15 protein-coding genes and 1 pseudogene are annotated in these 19,606 nt (G+C 41.5%); all 16 read right to left on the reverse strand.

Features of this window, described 5'->3' with window-relative positions; all coding sequences use genetic code 11:
- Nucleotides 1-16 precede the first annotated feature (16 nt).
- The 16 genes and pseudogenes from FNL97_RS16120 to FNL97_RS16200 all read right to left on the reverse strand — a co-directional run bounded on the left by FNL97_RS16120 (nucleotide 17) and on the right by FNL97_RS16200 (nucleotide 19,562).
- Nucleotides 17-2,281, reverse strand: coding sequence for an ATP-binding protein (locus FNL97_RS16120; RefSeq protein ID WP_143416176.1), 2,265 nt, complete (start codon nucleotides 2,279-2,281; stop codon nucleotides 17-19).
- A gap of 6 nt (nucleotides 2,282-2,287) precedes the next feature.
- Entirely contained in the window at nucleotides 2,288-2,443 is a 156-nt protein-coding gene (comX, locus tag FNL97_RS16125) for a competence pheromone ComX (RefSeq protein ID WP_013144165.1), read from the reverse strand.
- Nucleotides 2,444-2,462: 19 nt separating this feature from the next.
- Nucleotides 2,463-3,134 carry a polyprenyl synthetase family protein gene (locus tag FNL97_RS16130; RefSeq protein WP_286173408.1) on the reverse strand — a complete coding sequence of 224 codons (672 nt, stop codon included), beginning with the start codon at nucleotides 3,132-3,134 and terminating at the stop codon, nucleotides 2,463-2,465.
- Nucleotides 3,135-3,617: 483 nt separating this feature from the next.
- On the reverse strand, nucleotides 3,618-4,529 hold the full coding sequence (locus tag FNL97_RS16135; RefSeq protein WP_035502515.1) for a hypothetical protein: 912 nt from the start codon (nucleotides 4,527-4,529) through the stop codon (nucleotides 3,618-3,620).
- Between the two features lie 6 nt (nucleotides 4,530-4,535).
- The gene (locus tag FNL97_RS16140) at nucleotides 4,536-5,018 is read right to left on the reverse strand and encodes a hypothetical protein (protein ID WP_003253294.1); all 483 of its coding nucleotides are present in this window, start codon (nucleotides 5,016-5,018) and stop codon (nucleotides 4,536-4,538) included.
- A gap of 444 nt (nucleotides 5,019-5,462) precedes the next feature.
- Entirely contained in the window at nucleotides 5,463-7,220 is a 1,758-nt protein-coding gene (locus FNL97_RS16145; protein ID WP_143416177.1) for an ABC transporter ATP-binding protein, read from the reverse strand.
- A pseudogene (locus FNL97_RS16150) lies at nucleotides 7,217-7,471 on the reverse strand (MerR family transcriptional regulator); the annotation flags it as partial. The pseudogene FNL97_RS16150 and the gene FNL97_RS16145, both read right to left, overlap by 4 nt.
- Before the next feature lie 45 nt (nucleotides 7,472-7,516).
- Nucleotides 7,517-8,599, reverse strand: a complete 1,083-nt coding sequence (locus FNL97_RS16155) for an RNA-guided endonuclease InsQ/TnpB family protein (protein ID WP_015863580.1) — start codon at nucleotides 8,597-8,599, stop codon at nucleotides 7,517-7,519.
- Nucleotides 8,600-8,915: 316 nt separating this feature from the next.
- Nucleotides 8,916-10,463, reverse strand: coding sequence for an L-glutamate gamma-semialdehyde dehydrogenase (gene pruA, locus FNL97_RS16165; protein ID WP_143416180.1), 1,548 nt, complete (start codon nucleotides 10,461-10,463; stop codon nucleotides 8,916-8,918).
- 135 nt (nucleotides 10,464-10,598) lie between these two features.
- Nucleotides 10,599-11,846 (reverse strand): RNA-guided endonuclease InsQ/TnpB family protein, encoded by a 1,248-nt coding sequence (locus FNL97_RS16170; RefSeq protein WP_143416181.1) that lies wholly within the window; start codon nucleotides 11,844-11,846, stop codon nucleotides 10,599-10,601.
- A gap of 176 nt (nucleotides 11,847-12,022) precedes the next feature.
- On the reverse strand, nucleotides 12,023-13,186 hold the full coding sequence (locus tag FNL97_RS16175; protein ID WP_089096766.1) for a CamS family sex pheromone protein: 1,164 nt from the start codon (nucleotides 13,184-13,186) through the stop codon (nucleotides 12,023-12,025).
- Nucleotides 13,187-13,196: 10 nt separating this feature from the next.
- Nucleotides 13,197-15,209, reverse strand: coding sequence for an NAD-dependent DNA ligase LigA (gene ligA / locus FNL97_RS16180; RefSeq protein ID WP_143416182.1), 2,013 nt, complete (start codon nucleotides 15,207-15,209; stop codon nucleotides 13,197-13,199).
- Between the two features lie 17 nt (nucleotides 15,210-15,226).
- Nucleotides 15,227-17,425 (reverse strand): DNA helicase PcrA, encoded by a 2,199-nt coding sequence (gene pcrA / locus FNL97_RS16185; protein WP_143416183.1) that lies wholly within the window; start codon nucleotides 17,423-17,425, stop codon nucleotides 15,227-15,229.
- Nucleotides 17,426-17,485: 60 nt separating this feature from the next.
- Nucleotides 17,486-18,172: a heptaprenylglyceryl phosphate synthase gene (gene pcrB, locus FNL97_RS16190; protein ID WP_097354049.1), complete on the reverse strand. Its 687-nt coding sequence runs from the start codon at nucleotides 18,170-18,172 to the stop codon at nucleotides 17,486-17,488.
- Nucleotides 18,173-18,265: 93 nt separating this feature from the next.
- Nucleotides 18,266-18,601 carry a YerC/YecD family TrpR-related protein gene (locus FNL97_RS16195; protein WP_062755932.1) on the reverse strand — a complete coding sequence of 112 codons (336 nt, stop codon included), beginning with the start codon at nucleotides 18,599-18,601 and terminating at the stop codon, nucleotides 18,266-18,268.
- Between the two features lie 13 nt (nucleotides 18,602-18,614).
- Nucleotides 18,615-19,562, reverse strand: a complete 948-nt coding sequence (locus tag FNL97_RS16200) for a DUF3048 domain-containing protein (protein WP_286173409.1) — start codon at nucleotides 19,560-19,562, stop codon at nucleotides 18,615-18,617.
- Between the last annotated feature and the right edge of the window lie 44 nt (nucleotides 19,563-19,606).

A 19,606-nucleotide genomic window follows, 5' to 3' on the forward strand; every position in this document is an offset into this window, starting at 1 on the left:
TCTCTCCTTCCTATGCTTATAATGGAATGGTGATCCGTATATCTAGCCCCTCGCCAAGTTGCGATGTCATCTCGCATGTTCCACCTAAGCCTTGCACGCGCTCTTTTATGCCAAACAAACCAAGCTTTCCATCATAATGATTTAATTTTTCCATGTCTATACCTATACCATTGTCAACGTAATGAAGTTGAACCTCCTCATTTTGAGCCTCCAATGTTAGTTGAATATACGATGCCTGCGAATGTTTCAGCGCATTGTTTAATAATTCTTGGATAATCCGATAAATAGCAAGCTCCTGTTCTTCTTCTAATTTGGCTAATAAATGAACATTCCATTCTACCTTTATATTCGCACGTAATTGGAACCGTTGGATTAACTGTACGATCGCTTCCTTTAATCCGATTTGACTCAAAAATGGCGGTCTTAATTCATGGCATATCTCTCTTGTTAAATCAATCATATCTACGATTTCTTCTTCGATGTCGCTTAGCTGCTTTTTCATTTCATCCATACGCATATTTTGAACGCGCAAACTCTCTACTTTCCGTTTTAAAACAATTAAATCTTGAAGAATCGTATCGTGCAAATCAATCGATAACTTTCTTCTTTCCTTTTCCGACCATTGAAAGATCAAACGAGTGAGCCAAATAGAATTTCTGCTTTCCTTTAGATTGTCTAACTCTTTTATTAAATCCTCTACTTTGGCCATATTTCCAATCGTGATGCTGGTATAATAGACAATAGTCGATAACCAATCTGTTTGTTCTGCCGTAAATGGAATAGGATGTTTCTTTTTTCCTATTAATAGTAAAGGACTTTGTCGGAACGAGCCTACAAAAACCGCAAACAAACGCTTATTTTCAATGATTTTTCCAATCGAAAGTGGTTGACCATCCATCTTTTTGGTTAATTTCATCCACTCTTTTTCATCGCAATGAAAAGGTGCTTGCATATTTTTAACCGCTAATTGTACAAGAACCAGATTCTCTATATCTAATACTTCCCTCACTTCTTTTTCCAGACATTGTATCACTTCTTGCATGTTTTTCTGTTTTTTTAACGTTTCACCGATCCGATATATACTTTCTTGATAAAAGTTTTTTTGTACATATAACTTCGCTCTTAATGTTCCATCAAAATATCCTTTTGAATAGAGAGCAAGGATATTTATTACATAAATCAGTAAAAACAACAAAGCGAGTTCAGCAAATCTCCTTGCTTCATTAACAAATTTGGCATAAAGCAATGTAACAAGAAAAGCCGGAAGTAATGATAAAAGAGCATAGTATACAAAGTGATTGATGGAAAACTGCAATCGAAATAGCCGATCCGTACAAATCAAATAAAGAAAGACGGATGGCAACACAAAAAGCGAAGTAACGGTTAATTCAGCTGGTAGTACCCATTTTCCAATGATTAGAACCGGGAGACTATAAAATAAAACAAATGGTGCGGCAGATAACCCAATGGCTAAAAGCAAACCTTTGACCGTATTTTGCTGTTCATCTTTTTTAAGATAAACGAATCCTTTTCCTAACAAAGCAAGAATGATAACTATATTGATAAAAAATGTAGTCAATAGCACTTCCACTTCACTTATCGAACGAAACGATAAAGATATGAGTGAGGCAACGAACATCACAAAGTTAAAACCATAAAGAGAAAAGACGATTTTTTTCGCAAACCATACTTTCTTTTCTTTTTCAAAATAATGATAAACGAAATGCAAAAAGACGGCAGGCAATATTAAAAATATACCGTTAAACATTTGCCGCCCAAACGGTGCATATTTCGCTGATAAGCTGGCACTTATATAACAAATCCCTATCAATAATAAAAAGCAAATAAGCACGGTTGCCGATTTGTCATCCGGCCGCAGACGAAGCAAAAAAATGCTTAAACTAACAGCGAATAGAAAAAAACCCGCCGGCAAGGCAATATAATACAGCCATTGTTCCGTTCCATGCGATTTATAGTCAACCGTCAATGTTTGGATTTGATTTTCTCTCTGAATCGTTATTGTTTTCGCTTGTTCAATTGTTTTGTATTTCCGGACAGTAAAATGGGAGAGCGGAGGCTTTCCATCCACTTTCAGCACTTGATCATTAATATGAATACCATGTTTTTTTGCCCAACCAAACTCGTAAATATCGTTAACAATAATATCACCATTCTTGTTTTCTACTACATCCATACCGATCAATGGATGCCTAACATTTAAAATGGTTAAATATAGCGCTACAATCAAAGCAACAATCATCGCAATGACTGTTCGATTCATCGTTATCTACTTCCAATATCCAAGCGGCTCCGTCGATTCACTAAATACCTTTACAACCGCTTTTACCTCTAACTCACTTAAACCTATCAAGCTCACCGTACCATTTTGTAATTTTTCGATGACTTCTGGATGTTCTACTAAAAAGCGAATGATTTCTTGCATCGCAGATCCCCCTCCAACATTACAAAATAATTGTTTTCAGTGCGGATTTGTACCTATCGTCTACATCCAGTTTCTCGATTTCTTGCAAAGCCTTTTCCTTGTAAATCTGGCTCATCACTTTAGCATAATAAAACGCTCCTTCCTGTTCCATTTGCTGAATCACTTTTTCTTTTTGGGCATAAAGCTCATTGTAATCAATATGATTGCTAAAATACTGTTTCAATAAGTTATCCCGTTTACTTGCCAGCATGTACAATACCGGAAGCGACTTCTTCTTTGCTTTGATGTCGTTCTTCTCATCCCAACGATACAACGCATCGATATCATTGTCGATTTGCGCAGCGATTCCTATATCATTGGCATACTTTTCAATGATGACAGTGTTTTTTTCAGCGCCTGCCAATGCAGTTCCGACGAAACACGCCATGGCTACTAGAGAACCTGATTTTTTCTTCAGCATCTGTAAATAATCCGTTTCCGTCTGTATGTCATTTGTGACATCCATATGCTGCCCATTTAAACTTTGAAGCAATCGAGATAAAATATATGACTGTGCCCTTACTTTTTTATCATCATCGATAGGCAAATCCGCAATTGCTTTTTGTCCTGCTAACAATAATCCGGTGGCCATATGAAGTGAGGTTGTAAGAGGTGCTTTGCTCCACGAGGTTTCCAAGCTGTCTTGATCCATGAGGTCATCGAGTATATATCTCCAGCCAGCATCAGCAGTTCTACAGCCGCTGCAATTCGTCCGCTTGTCTTCACGTTTTCAGAAAGCATCTGCATCTGATAATGCACACCAGCTAAGCGGCCGAAAAAATCGCTTTGTTTTGCGTGTCCTTCTATTGATATCCATACCGCTTCTTTTCAAGACGGCACAGAAAAAGATGATTCGGAAATCTCTTCCATTCCATCTTCATCGTTTCTTTTTTCATAATTTTTCAATATATTAATATAAATATTTCCAAATAGATAAATCAAAATAAAATTTGTAAAATTCCTTCTCCATATCGACAAAACCCCTTTGCCATTTGCAAAGAGGCCCTTAGGTTTTAACCATTCATACGCTATTTTTGCTTGGATGTGCATCTCATTTGAGTTAAAAAACCCATACCTTACAATACGATCCACCTACTTGATTAATTTTATAATGGGCTTTCATGAAACAGAATTGTTAAAAACTTTTGAATAACTTAGTATCTAAACTTTTATTAATTTCAATATTTTTTGTTTTTATTGATTCTTTAATGGTGCCTGAAGAATCAAAAACCTCCATTTGTATCATTATTCCAGTGTTTGGCTCTATATTTAATTTGAAAGTTTTTGCGTTATATCGTTTTGAATACTCACTATTCAGTTTACCTTCTATTACTACCGTCTTGACTCCTGCTATATTTTCCTGCCCTGTAATATCCCATAGTGTATCATCTGCTAAAAATCCCATTGCTATATCTTCTGGAAATAAAGAAGTCTTCGCTATCCCCATATAGGACGGATCTATTCTGTGTATGTAGGCTTTTTCTCCATCTACTGTAGTAATCCGTTCATGGATGCTTGCGTTTTTTAAATAATTACGTTCCTTTTCGCTTACTTTTCCCACTTTTACTACAACTTTTGTAGGAATATTGCTTTTAGTAACACTATTCGTTTGATAATCACTAGAACCACTATTGTAATTAATCAAATTTTCTCCATCATATACACTCACTTCATAGCCTGGTTCAGCTGCAGTAGTTATACCATTATTATTTTCTGTAGCCAGCCCTCGCACTTTTTCATAAGATTTGGGGCTGTCAGAAAGATCTGTTTGATAATCTACAATGATATGGAACTTACCTGATTCACTAAAATATTCAAACGATCCTTTTGCAGTTTTATAATGGTCAATAGAATTTAACATCAAGGTTTGAAGTTTAGTTTTTTGTTCACTTGTATTTTGCACTTTTACTTTTTGAATATTTGCGCTTGCCCGAGCCACGTTGTCTTGGTTTCCAGCAATATCTGTACCATTATATACCACCAATGAAACGGCTAATACCACACTAGCAACTCCAGCAATCAAAAATTTTTCCTTCAAAGCACTCACCCCTAATTAATAAGTAATTTTTGTAGCATCTGCTCCCACATTTCCTAACTTGGTAGTTAAAGATGTGTTAATTACAATCATATGATTCCACTCTTTATGGGTTTTAAGAAAATTCCAACCACCAGGTGCTGTATTTTGGTTAATATAAACAATACCACCAAACTCATCTATTTGATAAGCTGTTCTTGGATTTGTAAAATCTTTATTGTTTAAGTAGACATAATGAGCGGCATTTTTGTCGTGTGCATAAAATCTCCAAATATACGCATAATCAGTATCAAAGCCATTAACGGTTGCTGAAACGATCCGATAATCATTGTAGTATCCAGAACCTGTCTTGTAGGTCCAATTTCCCTTTTGTTCAGAGTATCCAGGGGCACTGCTTAAAGCATCATTATCAACGATATCAGTAGCTGCAAAAGTATTAGTTGAGAAGAAAGTGAATCCCATAACTAGCGAAAGAATAGATAAATAACCTTTTTTGAACATAAAATCCCCTCCCTTGTTCGTTTTTTTATGATTCCTATACTATAAATGTAAATCAAAACGATCATTTTTTCACCACCAACTTGTGGCGGAACCCCGCCATTTTTGGCGGAGTATGAGCACAAAATAGTGTTTTACGCCATAACATAAAAAAGCCCCTCCCTATAGCAACAGAGAAGGGCCAATCCGCGCTTTTAAACTTTTTCAAAAAGGAGGAAGCCTCGATAGGTTCATTAAATCACTTCATTGCGATCTCTTGGCTTGATCACCATATTCCAGGAAATGATTCGGAATCTTTTTTTGCAAATGATGCAGCGGGAGAATGCAATGGATTATCCATTGCATTGCTTAGCAATGAGAGTAAAAATTGAACATCTTGCAGTAAAGTGGCAGAAGAAGACTTGAGTATAAAAGTGTTTAACATGGAAGCCGCACCCGTCCTCCTTTTTATGGTTGCTCCAATATGGTTTGCAGTTGTTGTTCGGCCAGTTCTCTGTAGAGCGGATGGGTTTGCAGCAATTCGCTATGTGTTCCGACTCCGGTGATGGTCCCATTCTCTAATACAACGATTTGGTCTGCGTTGATAACGGTTGAGAGCCGATGAGCAATGACAAGTGTTGTTCTTCCTTCCATTAGCCGCTGCAAGGCCTTTTGAACAAGAACTTCTGATGAGCTGTCTAGGTTTGAGGTTGCTTCGTCAAGGAGAAGAATTTTTGGATTGCGGATAAGAGCGCGGGCAATGGCAATTCTCTGCCGCTGTCCACCTGATAATTTGATTCCCCGTTCCCCAACTTCCGTCAAATATCCGTTTGGAAGCCGCTCGATAAATTCCGCTGCATTTGCCAGTTTGGCTGCTCGTTCTATTTCTTCATCGGAAACGTCTCTATTGAGCCCATAACAAATATTGTCACGTATCGTTCCTGACATCATTGGACTTTCTTGTGAGACGTAGCTGATTTGACTGCGCCACGAATACAAGTCAAAATCTTCAATATTGGTTTCCCCTAGCAATATTTCTCCTTCATCTGGCGTGTAAAATCGTTCTAACAAAGCAAACAATGTCGTTTTTCCGGCGCCGCTCGGACCAACAATAGCTGTTGTTTTCCCTGAAGGAATAGTGAGCGTTACTTGTTTGAGTACAGGCTCCCCCTTTTTATAAGAAAAGGAAACATTTCGGAAATGTATGTCTTGCTCAGGATTTTGCACCGCAGGCAAGCTGCCGTTTGGTTCTTTCTCTAAGGATAAAATGCGTTGGATTCGTTCTGTTGCCCCCATTGCTTTTTGAAATGAGGTGAAAAATACAGCCATCTGACTAAAAGGGACAACGATTTGAACCATGTAAATAATGATGGCGACAAGAGAGCCGGATGAAAGCGTGCCTGAGGCTACACGAACGCCGCCATAACCGATCAAAATGACTAAAACAAACATCATCACAAATGTCATAAAAGGGGAAATGACAGCTTGTATTCTTGCTTCTTTTAGACCGAATTGAAAAAGATGAAGAATCCCTAGTTCCCCGTTTTTTTGCTCTTCTTTCTCTGCACAATACGCTTTTACAAGTCGAATATCGGATAACACTCTGCCAAGATTGGCTGAAAAACTGGCCATTTCATCTTGGGTGGCTTTTGAAATTTTGTACATTTTTTGCCCAAGCGGCCAGAGAATAAGGATTGAAACTGGGACAGCCGTCACCATCATAAGGGTCATTTTCCAGTCGATAATAAGCAGGATGCTAACAGCCCCTGCAACGGAAATGAATCCAGTCAGAAATGTAACTAAATGTTGGGTGATTAGCATTTTTACCGTGTTGGTGTCTTGAGTAATTCGGCTCATCGTTTCTCCAGATTGGTGATTGTCGAAAAAAGAAATAGGCAATAATAAAACTTGATTCCAAAGCTTTTTGCGAATTGCTGCAACCACATATTCTCCAATATAGGTGAGAAAGTAATAAGAAAATCCGGAAGTGATCGTTTGCAAAATAAATGAAGCCGCAAGTAAAATAATAATCGATGGTTCTACCGTAGATGCAGCGATCTGGTCAACAAGAGATTTCGTAAACCATGGTACGATGAGTCCAACCCCTGTCTCGATCAAACTAAGAGTAATAGCAGTGACAAAAACCCATTTTGGCGGATTCGTGCTCTTGATTAACTCCCAGAAAGATTGCCAATTGTCTATCGGCATATCACGATTCTTCTTCATTCCAATCTACTCCTTTTTTCTCTAAAAATATCTTCACCGCTTTTGCCACCCATTCCTCTTCTTCTTTGAAAAGCAAGCGATTCTTTTAAATCCCATTTCTCTTCTTGCATGAAACTTTTGATTTCTTCAAGGGAAAAACCTAAAAACTTCAGTGCCACAATCTTTTGCAATGCAATGATCTCATCTTCACTGTAAAATCGGCGTCCAGAACTCGATACATGCGACGGTTTCAAAATTCCTATTTCATCATAATAGTCAACTACCCAACGGGCTAAAGCCGTGGGCTTGCAACTAGCCTAATTGGCTGCCGCGTTCGGCTGGTTGACAGCAGCCCTGCGGATGTTTTCCGCAGCCACGTTGTCGGCAGGGGCAGCGTACCCACAAGCTCGACAACAAAACTGATCCCTTGACGGTCTGTTTTCTTTGGCCACATGTCCGCAAACCGGACAGGTGCGGGAAGTATTTTTTGGATGAACCAATACCACCGGCACGCCAGCGATCGCCGCTTTATACTCAATAAACTTTCTCAACTGATAAAAAGACCAAGAAGAGTGTTGACGACGCTGTTGCTTTTTAACCGTTTTCTCGGTGCGTTGGCGGATGCCCTTTAAATCTTCAAGGGCAATGCCGCATCCGAGTGCCTTTGCCTTTTCAACAATCTTCTTGCTAATGCAGTGGTTCACATCACGGGCAAATAGTTTTTCCTTCTTGGAACGCTTTTTAAGCAGGCGTTTCGCTGACTTGGTGCCTTTCTTTTGGAGTTTGGCGCGAAGTTTCGCATGGCGGCGGCGCAGCCCGTTGACCTTCGAGCCGGAAAATACCTCACCGGTGCTATCGACGGCGATATTAATGATGCCAAGGTCCACACCGATAAATCCGTTTTCGGAATTGGGCTGGCCTTCGGGAACGTCCACCACGAGCAGTAAATAAAAAATACCGTTTTGAAGGACTAAATCGGCTTGACCCCGAACACGGTTGCCGCACAGCAAACCTTGATGGTAGCGGCTAATGACCATAGGGATTTCCATTCTTCCTTGCAAGGTAAGGATGGAAGCATACTCTAACCCTTTAAAGGACAGGATTCTTTCATCATACACGATGGCACCGGTTTCTTTAAAGTTATGCAAGGTTTTTTTATCCAAACGATAGCTTTCCGACACTTTGCCGATGGCACGAACGGTCATTTGGGCAGAGAGGCCAAATTTTTCCCTGACGTCATAGTAGCAAAGCCGCTGGATTTTCGTTTTGGAAAAGGTTCTGGAGCGAAAAGCAATCTCGCTAATATAGTTGCATGCTTGGTTAAACCGTTTCATTGTTTCCAGCAGCGCATGAAACTGTTCAAGAGTTGGCATTAATTTAATCTTGAGAGTGCAGAGCATTCTTGATTCACCTACCTTTCTAAATCCAGTGTACTTATATTGAACAAAAAATTCAATATATACTGAAAATATAAACCCCGCCTTCCTTCCACAGCTAAAGCAGTGGGCTTCCGGCGGATGTTCTCGTGAAGAGTTCGTATTGTTTGGCCTGTTTTTTTCGCAAACTCACCGATTGGATACACCTTTTTCATCGTTCTCCCCCTTCTGACACTATCATAAAACTTCACGTAACGTTAGAATCAATAAAAAATGTTTAAATTCAAGGAACCGCACCAGCACAAAAAACCCTCCCTGCCTGCGCAGAGAGGGTTTTTCATTAAAACATTTCCGATACTGTTTTTGCTTGCATATGAAGAATTAAGTAATCAGGACCGCCCGCTTTCGAGTCCGTACCGGACATGTTGAAGCCGCCGAACGGTTGGTAACCAACGATCGCACCCGTGCAGCCGCGGTTGAAGTAAAGGTTGCCGACATGGAATTCTTCGCGCGCTTTTTCAAGGTTGGCGCGGTTGCGGGAGATGACGGCGCCAGTTAAGCCGTATTCGGTGTTGTTGGCAATTTCAAGCGCATGATCGAAATCTTTCGCTTTCGTAAACGCGACAACTGGACCAAAAATTTCTTCTTGCATGATGCGAGCATTTGGATCGACATCAGCAAATACGGTTGGTTGAATGAAGAAGCCTTTGGAATCGTCCCCTTCGCCGCCTGTCATGAGACGTCCTTCTTTTTTGCCGATTTCGATATATTCCATAATTTTGTTGTATGCCGATTGGTCGATGACTGGACCCATAAATGTGCTTTGTTCCGCTGGATCGCCGACTTTTAATTGCTTTGTCAACTCGACAACACGATTTAATACTTGATCATACACATCTTCGACGATAATGGCGCGCGAGCAAGCCGAACATTTTTGGCCGGAGAAACCGAACGCCGATGCGACAATCGATTGTGCTGCTAATTCTAGATCCGCTTCCTTGTCGACAACAATACCATCTTTACCGCCCATTTCGGCGATAACGCGTTTGAGCCAAATTTGGCCTGGATGCACTTTCGCCGCACGCTCATAAATGCGGATGCCGACATCTCGGGAACCAGTGAAGCTAATAAAGCGAGTGCGCGGATGGTCTACTAAGTAATCGCCAACTTCCGCACCGCTTCCTGGAATGTAGTTTAATACTCCCGCAGGAAGCCCTGCTTCTTCTAGTACTTCCACAAATTTATAAGCGACAACTGGTGTGGCGCTTGCTGGCTTCAAGAGAACGGTGTTGCCAGTGACAAGCGCTGCAACTGTTGTTCCCGCCATGATCGCAAATGGGAAGTTCCATGGTGAGATCACGACGCCGACGCCAAGCGGAATATAGAAGAAACGGTTTGTTTCCCCAGGACGGCTTTCTACCGGAACGCCGTCTTTTAATTTCAACATTTGGCGAGCGTAATATTCCATAAAGTCAATCGCTTCCGCCGTATCCGCATCTGCTTCTTTCCACGGTTTTCCTGCCTCTTTTACCATCAATGCCGAAAATTCATGTTTGCGGCGGCGCACAATCGCAGCAGCGCGGAACAAAATATCGGCACGCGCCTCTGGTTTGGTTTTGCTCCACCATTTAAACGCTTCATCGGCAACTTTCATCGCTTTTTCCGCAAGTTCTTTATTCGCTTTCGACACACGGCCGATTACTTCTGTCTTATTCGCAGGGTTAATTGAAACGATTTTCTCGTCGGTTGTAACCCGTTCACCGCCAATAATTAAAGGATAGTCTTTGCCAAGTTCCGCCTCGACTTTTTTCAACGCCTCTTCAAACGCTTTTCGATTCGCTTCTACGGTAAAGTCTGTAAGTGGTTCATGCTTATAAGGTTGTACCATCAATGATTTTCCCCCTTTGGTCAGATTACGAAAAAAGCGTTTACAGCCTACATCTATCATTCTAACGGGTGAACTACCCCCACTTAATTTCTAGCGAAAATTTGAAGTGGGGGCTTCCAAAGAAGTTTGACTGCTTTAAGCAATCCTTATTCTTTGAGGCGTGTCCACTTCGCCGCTAGAGCATAAGACACTCAGGTCTACAGCTTTACTTTTCTTTAAGATGTTTAATGCACCATTTACATCAGCATTGATTAGTTTGCCGGACTTTGTTCGATACAAACCTCGCTTAATACGTTTGCCACTGAACTTATATTCTTTTGGATTGTCGGCATTATATTCAGGAATCTCATCCCCGTCAAAAAAGCTGGCTTTAGACGTATATGACTCTTCCTGTTTGAAGAATTTAATGCCGTAAAATTTACAAAGATATTCTAGTTTTTCTTTTATGTTACCGAGAGGAATATTGACAAAGTTTTGATTTGTCTTTTTTCCTAGATTCATATTGCGCTGCAATGTTTCAGCATAGCCAATGACAAGTTTGCCAATTTGATTTTCAATACAGTAGTTTATGATGTAACGGCAAGTCTTGTTGATATAATCATTCACTTTATTATTGCGATTCATAGCAAGCAAAGCTTGTTTACGGGTTGTACCTTTGATTTTTTGCTTATCTTTAATGCTTTGAAGTCTGGCATTTTCTTTGTTAAACCATTGATTAATACTTTTTAATCTCCGCCCATCAATGATGAACGATCTGCCGTCTGATGTGACACAAGTGGTAAGATTATTCACTCCTAAATCAATCGCCAGTGCTTTTTGGTCATTTAATTCTCTTTGATCTTCAGGCATTTCATATTTGTACTGAATCTCAAAGAACCTGGCATGATGTTTAGGAATGATTTCAATCTGCTTAATCTTTTTGTCCAGTAACACAGGCGGAATCGTTATCGTGATAGGCTTATGAGTCTTTTTATACAGATTCGAATACGGTATCGTGAATTTGTTGCCGTCTATACGAATTTGACCAATGATTAGTGAATGAAAGCCATCTTTTTTAAGATATTTTGGGATACTGATAGCCTTGTAGTCATATTTGCCTTGTTTGGCTAGTTTTACTAAGCCAAAGAAAGATTTAAAAGCCTCATTAACCTTTTTTAAAATTTGCTGTGCCATGTTGCTGTTCAACAGCTTATAGTTTTCGTTCGTTTTTGCAAGATGATAGTTTTTCTCATAATTAAGAAATTCCTTGTGTTCAAAATAGTATTGTCTGACATTGTACAATCCGACGTTGTACATGTTCTTGGCAATATGGCACAGTTCTCGAAGAGTCAAGTATTCTTCTTTGGTCAAACCATTTAGCTGTTGTTTGATACAAAAATACATGTTTTCACCTCCCATCTAACTATATTATACTATATTTTACTGAATCTATCCTATTTTCAGCAAAATATAGTTAAGGCGATTCATCTCCCACTTACTCCGCTTCGCTTCGTTGAAGTGGGAGTCTTCTCGCCTAATTAAAAAGAAAAGTTATTCAATTTTTTGCAAAAGCAAAAAAATTATTGGTAAATATGAACAAACGGTTGATCTGCCTTCGCTTGACGAATAATAATGCTTTCCGGTCCACCTACAGAAGAAATATAGACGTTTACATTAATATAATTCGGAAACTTTTCCATGACCAAGCCTGTCACATATTGGGTAAATCCTATCACTTCCGCTTTTCCGTAAAACGGCATCGAGATGTTAATCGTCAGCTGTTGCAGTTGATCATTACGGTATAGCGCTTTTCCGACAACTCCTGTGTAATTTGGGAAAAATTCCTCAATATCCGATTTAAAATTGTTAAACTTTAACCAGTCATCCCGATGGTTTTTTTGCGCTTCATCGGATGGAAATAAATAGTACTCTTCATGAATGGCTTTCCATTCGTCAATCGTATCGCTTCCTTCATCCACATGCGCAACAGCGAAAAAGTTGCCTGGAATAACCGAAGATTTTGGCGCTTGTTTGAACAGCGCGATCGTAATCGGAACCTCTTTCAACTCTTTGATATGGCGAAGGCGGGAAAGAACTTCCGCTGCGATTCGTTTTCCTTCCTTTTCAATAACATCATCTTTGATTTTTACCTCGCGCGGATAGCCTTGTTCCGTTTCGTAGTAATGAACGGAATTTAATGCTAATCCAATGGCTACTCCGCCTAATTTTACTTTATTGTCACTCGTTTTGACTAAATAATCATGCTCCAAAATGCTTGCTAAATAAATCGGGCTTTTTTTATTTTTTTCTTCATTCGTTCCGCTGTCGCTAATAGGTGGATTTAAGCCGACGTTTTCGGAAGGCTTCATCTTTTCTCTTTTCAGCTGACTAGGAGTCCGTTCTCTTTTCAGCCAACGTTTCACCGTTTTTTTATCTAAATATTGCCCTTCTTGGAATAAATATTCTTCTGGAGAAAAGCGGTCTTGTGCTACACGCATAAGCCCTGTTTCAAATTCATCCACATCCAAACGGGTATTTAAATCTTCTACTACTTCTCCCCGTGCTCCTGAGACTTTAAACGGCAGCACAACACGGTAATAAGAATCGGAAATGTTATATTTTGGAATCACTGCTTTTTGCTCCTTATTGTCTTTCTTCTGTACTACCTCTTCCTCATCAAATTTTGGAGCGCAGGAAGAAAGGAAAAGAAGAAGTGCAGTGAATATGATCATCCGTTTCTTCATTTTTCCACACCTACTTATTTTGTTCAATTTCTTGAAGAAATCTCGCTTCATCCCAAATCTCGATGTTAAGCTGCTGTGCTTTCGCAAGCTTCGAGCCTGCATCTGCTCCGGCAATGACTAAATCTGTATTTTTGCTCACACTGCCAGTGACTTTGCCGCCAAGCTGTTCAATTTTTTCTTTTGCCTCATTGCGCGACAATGATTCGAGTTTTCCTGTTAATACAACTGTTTTTCCTGCAAAATATGAATGAACATCGCCAGGTTTTGGCGTTTTCGGGCCCTTGTATTCCATGTTGACACCGTAAGCGCGCAGTTCGTTTAGAAGTTCTTTTACTTCCGGTTTCGCAAAATACGTGACAATCGAATCAGCCATTTTTTCACCAATCTCGTGAATTGCCATTAATTCTTCTTTTGTCGCTGTTTGCAGACGATCCATTGTTTCAAAATGTTCCGCTAACACTTTGGCGGCTTTTGCGCCGACATGGCGAATGCCGAGACCGAAGAGAAGACGTTCTAGCGAATTTTGTTTGGACGCTTCAATGGCATGGAGTAAATTGGCTACCGATTTTTCCCCCATACGTTCTAAAGGGATGAGCTGCTCCTTCGTCAATCGATAAATATCCGCAACATCATGAATGAGTCCTTCACGGAATAGCTGGGAAATGACCTTTTCGCCAAGTCCCTCGATGTTCATCGCTTGACGTGATACGAAGTGAATTAATCCTTCGCGAATTTGCGCTGGACATTTCGGGTTAATACACCGGAGCGCCACTTCACCATCTAAACGAACTAGTTCACTTGCACATTCCGGGCAATGGGTCGGCATGACAAACGGCACTTCTTCTCCCGTCCGCCGGTCTGGCACGACATTCACTACTTCTGGAATAATATCCCCCGCTTTTTTGATGATGACCGAATCACCAATGCGGATATCTTTCTGGCGAATAAAATCCTCATTATGAAGGGTGGCGCGTTGTACCGTTGTACCTGCTACACGTACCGGCTCTAAAATCGCTGTCGGAGTAACGACTCCTGTGCGTCCGACGCTTAATTCGATGCCAATCAGTTTCGTTACCACTTCCTCAGCCGGGAATTTATAAGCAACGGCCCAACGTGGACTTTTCGCTGTCGCACCTAGTTGTTTTTGCTGCTCAAATGAATCCACCTTCACTACAATCCCATCGATTTCATAAGGTAGATGCGAGCGTTTTTCATGCCATTCATTCACAAATTGAATGACTTCATCGATATTAGCACAGCGGCGGCGTTCCGGGTTTGTTTTAAACCCAAGCTGCTGCAAATAATCGAGCGCCGCGCTATGAGAATCAATTCCTAATTCTTCCGCGTTGGCGAGACTGTATACAAATAAATCCAGGTGACGCGATGCGGCGATTTTCGGATCCAACTGACGCAAAGAACCTGCGGCGGCGTTGCGCGGATTGGCAAACAGCTCTTCCCCGCGATTGCGTCGCTGTTCGTTCAATCGCTCAAACGACGCTTTCGGCATGTAGGCTTCGCCGCGCGCTTCCAACGTCACGGGTTCGTTCAGACGAAGCGGCAAGGAACGAATCGTTTTTAAGTTCTCCGTAATATCTTCGCCGGTCACCCCGTCGCCGCGTGTCGCTCCTTGGACAAAATAGCCGTCTTCGTAGCGGACGGAAACAGCCAGCCCATCGATTTTCAGCTCGCACACATAGGCGACATCATCGCCGACTTCTTGACGCACACGGCGGTCAAAATCGCGCAAATCACCTTCGTTAAACGCGTTTGCGAGGCTTAGCATCGGCGTGCGATGTTCCACTTTTTGAAACGCATCTAACGCCTGCCCGCCCACGCGCTGCGACGGAGAGTCTTTCGTTTTTAAATCCGGATATTGTTCTTCTAATGCGATGAGCTCTTGCATCAGCCGATCATATTCCGCATCCGGTACAGACGGACGGTCCAGAACATAGTATTCATAATTGTATTTATTTAAAAGCTCTCGAAGCTCTTCGATTCGTTTCATCGCAGCTTGTCGGTCCATTTTCGGTTTCTCCTTTCTTACACCTTTGTAATCGGAGCAAATTTCGCAAGCAGCCGTTTAATACCAATCGGGCTTGGGAACGCGATGTCAAGCTCTTTATCATCTCCTTCTCCGCGAACGCTGACAACGGTGCCGATTCCCCATTTTTTATGTTCGACTTTATCTCCAACTTTCCAAGGGATCGCTTCTCCGCCAGTAGAAGAGGCGATTGCGATTTTACGGACAGTCGTTTGTTTTCCCGCCGCGGCCGATGTCCATGGCGTTCTTTTGTTTACCCGTTCCACTAGCTCTTCTGGAATTTCGCGAATAAAACGGGATACCGGATTTATATTTGTATATCCAAACAATGTCCGCATTTGCGCGCTCGTTAAAAACAGCTCTTCTTCCGCGCGGGTGATCCCGACGTAAGCGAGGCGACGTTCTTCTTCCATTTCGTCTTCATCGTCAAGTGAACGGCTATGAGGAAAAATACCTTCTTCCATCCCGATTAAAAAGACAACCGGAAATTCCAGCCCTTTTGCCGAATGGAGCGTCATTAACACTACCGCATCCTGATTTTCGCCGTTTGTTTCATTTAACTGATCAATGTCAGAAATTAATGCCAAGTCTGTTAAAAACGCAATTAATGACTTATCTTCGCTTACATTTTCAAAATGTTTCGTTACCGATAAAAACTCATCGATGTTTTCTAATCGGCTTTGCGCCTCCAACGTTTTTTCCGCTTTCAGCATCTCTCGATAACCAGACTTGTCCAACACTTCTTCGACTAGTTCTGTGACAGAAACATATTCTTGCAGCTGCGCCCATTGTTCGAGCTGACGTCGAAATTCGATCAATGAAGCAGCGGTGCGGGCAGAAAGTCCGATATGTTCTAGTTCACCGAGCGCTTCAAATACCGATAATCCGTTTTCGGAAGCATAGCTTACGATTTTATCGATCGAGGAAACACCGATGCCGCGTTTCGGCACATTAATGATGCGCAGCAAACTAATATCATCATTCGGGTTTGCAATCACCCGCAAATATGCCAAAACATCTTTAATTTCTTTACGGTCATAGAACTTCAAACCGCCGACAATTTGGTAAGGAATGTTCGACTTCAAAAGCACTTCTTCCATGACCCGCGATTGAGCGTTCGTGCGATATAAAATGGCAAAATCAGAATATCGGCGTTTTCCGCTGTCCACATATTCTTTTATTTTACCAGCGACAAATTGCGCTTCATCCGATTCGTTCATCGCTTCGTAATAGACGATTTTTTGTCCTTCCGGATTTTCCGTCCATAGTTTTTTCGGCTTACGGTTCACGTTGTGTTCAATGACTTCGTTTGCCGCTTGCAAAATCCGCTTGGTGGAGCGATAGTTTTGCTCAAGCAAGATGACTTTCGCGTTCGGATAATCTTTTTCAAACGATAAAATGTTTTGAATATCTGCTCCGCGCCAGCGGTAAATCGACTGATCCGCATCGCCAACGACACATATGTTTTTAAAACGCGACGCAAGCATTTTGACAAGCACATATTGCGCCCGGTTTGTATCTTGATACTCGTCAATATGAATGTATTGAAATTTATATTGATAATGTTCCAACACTTCCGGCACACGCTCAAACAATTGAATGGTTGTCATAATTAAGTCGTCAAAATCGAGCGCATGGTTGCGCAAAAGCCGCTTCTGATATTCTTCGTATACGTCGCTGACGATTTTTTCATAGTAGCTGCTCACCTTTTTCGCGAACTTTTCAGGGGTGAGCAATTCATTTTTCGCATTGCTGATCGTGCCGAGTATCGCGCGTGGATCAAATTTTTTCGGATCGATGTTTTTTTCTTTTAAAATATTTTTTAAAACAGAGAGTTGGTCGGTCGTATCTAAAATGGAAAAATTGCGGTCAATGCCGATGCGATCAATATCGCGGCGCAAAATGCGGACACACATGGAGTGAAACGTGGAAATCCAAATTTCCTCGGCTGCTCCGCCAAGAAGTCCCTGCACGCGTTCCTTCATTTCACGCGCCGCCTTATTTGTAAATGTAATCGCTAAAATATTCCACGGTGCGACGCGTTTTTCCGCCATTAGATAAGCGATCCGATGCGTTAATACACGCGTTTTCCCGCTCCCCGCCCCCGCCATAATGAGAAGCGGCCCTTCCGTCGTCTTTACCGCTGCTTGTTGCTGTTCATTTAAGTTAGCGAGTAATTTTTCCGACAAAAAATTCATATTGATCACCACCAGAAAACATATGTTCTATTTTACACCACTTTTTTCATATCGACAAATTTACTGTTTCACTGCTTTTACGGTCGCAAGCGCCTTTTTTATATCTTCGTAAATGACATTGCCTACGACGATCGTGTCAGCATATTGTGCCATTTCTTTTGCCTGTTTTTCCGTTTCGATTCCGCCGCCGTAAAACAATTGCGTTTGTTTCAACACTTGTTTTACGCGCTGTACTAGCTCAGGATTTCCGTATGAACCGCTATATTCTAAATAAAAAATTGGCAGCCGATACATATGCTCCGCTATGCGCGCATATGCAACAACATCATCTTCTTGAAGTTCCGTATTCGCATCCGTAAGCATTGCTGCTTTGCAATTTTTATGTAAGATGCAATACCCTTCCATAAAAATTTCATCCCAGTTCATTATGTCGCCAAATTGTTTTACCGCTTCATGATGCAAATCGATAATCCATTTCTTTTCGCGGCTGTTTAGTACCATTGGGACAAAATAAAAATCAAATCCCGGTGTCACTGACTCAAGATTTGATATTTCCAGGACACATGGAACGGAAAAACGGCGGATTCGCGCCAAAAGCTCCAGGACGTTTTCCAATGTGACATCGTCCGTTCCGCCGACAATGACTGCATCTGTTCCTGATTCACAAATGCGTTCAAGCTGTTCGTCACTAATTTCTTTGTTTGGATCTAACTTAAACACATGACGCCATTGGCGAATATCGTACATATAGAAAAACCTCCATTGATTTATCCATTTTTTCATTATAACAAATCGGCAAAAAGAAAAGGAGTTCCTTTTCTTTGGAAGGAATCTCCTTGCTTACTTCTGCTGTGCGTTATTTGCTTCTTCGGAATGTTGTTTCTCTTCTTCTTTAATGCGGTCTAACGCCATTGCATAAGCGTCGTTTCCATAGTTTAAACAACGTTTCACGCGTGAAATCGTCGCGGTGCTCGCTCCTGTTTCCGTTTCAATTTTATGATACGTATATCCTTCGCGAAGCATACGCGCTACTTCTAGGCGCTGTGCTAGCGATTGAATTTCATTGACCGTGCATAAATCGTCAAAAAAGCGGTAGCACTCCTCTAAGTCACGCAGGGAAAGAATCGCTTTAAACAGCTGGTCCACTTCCCTGCCGCGTAATTTATCGATTTGCATAACATCTCCTCCTTTACCACTTTACTATGTTTAAGTCCGGAACAACATTGATCCACGTTTTGCCTGGCATAAAGCCGACTGGTGCTCCATTTTCATATGGCAAAATGCGCCCGTTCACATTTTTCCATTCGATTTGTTTGACGATTCCGTTTTGAAATAAATATCCGCTTCCGCCAGAAACTAGATCAATACTGCGTCGCCCCGATGAATCGATAACATTATGCTTCGCCGCAATAACCAATACGTTTTGAATTTGGATAGGATCATGCGTATCATAATCAATGGTTTGTTCGCCCGCACTATAGCGGAAATAGCTTTTTTGATCCGGCACATATTTGTACTGCACTTGAGCATAGCCACGGTGAGAATAAATAATGTCGATCTTGTCCGCCTGTTCTCCTTTCGGGGCATCGATGCGAAACGGAAGCGGATCAATATGATCTTGAAGCAAATATCCTTTCTCAGCCGCCCCCTTTTTGATATTGGCAAACGTAATATATGAATTATGCGGCGCTGTTCGAAAGGAAACACGCTTAAACAATGTTCCGTCGTAGAACAAACCGTTTAAATAATCGGTTGTCCCTGATTCCAGCATCGCTTTTGCCTCTGGACTCCAACCGTGGCAAACGTAAAGAGCATGATAACCATTGCTAAGCTCGATATAGTAGTCGCGCGCACTGCGCACAGGGCCTACTTTTTTCGGAAATTCGCTTTGATATAACGCTAAAAGCCGTGTAATATCCCCTTCAGCGAGCACCTCATAAACGATATCTGCCTTTTGCAGTCCTGACTGCGGCCGCGCTTTTGGATGATTGTTCACCATTACCGCAATAACGCGATGGTTCACCGCTCCTTCCGCTGGCAGCCCGGTTAGCGGAAACACTTCCTGTGTGGAAATGTCCGGTTGTTTTGGTGTTTCCACGGGCGACGGATTCGGCTGAGGTGCTTTTACTTCATGCATACAACCGCCCATGAAAAGGCATAGTGCACTAAATAAAATAAGCC

The organism is Geobacillus sp. E263 (genome assembly GCF_007197795.1).
Taxonomy (GTDB): Bacteria; Bacillota; Bacilli; order Bacillales; family Anoxybacillaceae; genus Parageobacillus_B; species Parageobacillus_B toebii.

What these genes read in the sequence shown, in the direction of transcription:
- FNL97_RS16130 (WP_286173408.1), bottom strand. Translation starts at nt 3,134, where the DNA reads ATGGATCAAGACAGCTTGGAAACCTCGTGGAGCAAAGCACCTCTTACA.
- pcrA (WP_143416183.1), bottom strand. Translation starts at nt 17,425, where the DNA reads ATGAATTTTTTGTCGGAAAAATTACTCGCTAACTTAAATGAACAGCAA.
- FNL97_RS16155 (WP_015863580.1), bottom strand. Translation starts at nt 8,599, where the DNA reads ATGCTCTGCACTCTCAAGATTAAATTAATGCCAACTCTTGAACAGTTT.
- FNL97_RS16170 (WP_143416181.1), bottom strand. Translation starts at nt 11,846, where the DNA reads ATGTATTTTTGTATCAAACAACAGCTAAATGGTTTGACCAAAGAAGAA.
- FNL97_RS16140 (WP_003253294.1), bottom strand. Translation starts at nt 5,018, where the DNA reads ATGTTCAAAAAAGGTTATTTATCTATTCTTTCGCTAGTTATGGGATTC.
- FNL97_RS16145 (WP_143416177.1), bottom strand. Translation starts at nt 7,220, where the DNA reads ATGAAGAAGAATCGTGATATGCCGATAGACAATTGGCAATCTTTCTGG.
- pruA (WP_143416180.1), bottom strand. Translation starts at nt 10,463, where the DNA reads ATGGTACAACCTTATAAGCATGAACCACTTACAGACTTTACCGTAGAA.
- ligA (WP_143416182.1), bottom strand. Translation starts at nt 15,209, where the DNA reads ATGGACCGACAAGCTGCGATGAAACGAATCGAAGAGCTTCGAGAGCTT.
- pcrB (WP_097354049.1), bottom strand. Translation starts at nt 18,172, where the DNA reads ATGTACGATATTCGCCAATGGCGTCATGTGTTTAAGTTAGATCCAAAC.
- FNL97_RS16120 (WP_143416176.1), bottom strand. Translation starts at nt 2,281, where the DNA reads ATGAATCGAACAGTCATTGCGATGATTGTTGCTTTGATTGTAGCGCTA.
- FNL97_RS16175 (WP_089096766.1), bottom strand. Translation starts at nt 13,186, where the DNA reads ATGAAGAAACGGATGATCATATTCACTGCACTTCTTCTTTTCCTTTCT.
- FNL97_RS16195 (WP_062755932.1), bottom strand. Translation starts at nt 18,601, where the DNA reads ATGCAAATCGATAAATTACGCGGCAGGGAAGTGGACCAGCTGTTTAAA.
- FNL97_RS16200 (WP_286173409.1), bottom strand. Translation starts at nt 19,562, where the DNA reads ATGCATGAAGTAAAAGCACCTCAGCCGAATCCGTCGCCCGTGGAAACA.
- comX (WP_013144165.1), bottom strand. Translation starts at nt 2,443, where the DNA reads ATGCAAGAAATCATTCGCTTTTTAGTAGAACATCCAGAAGTCATCGAA.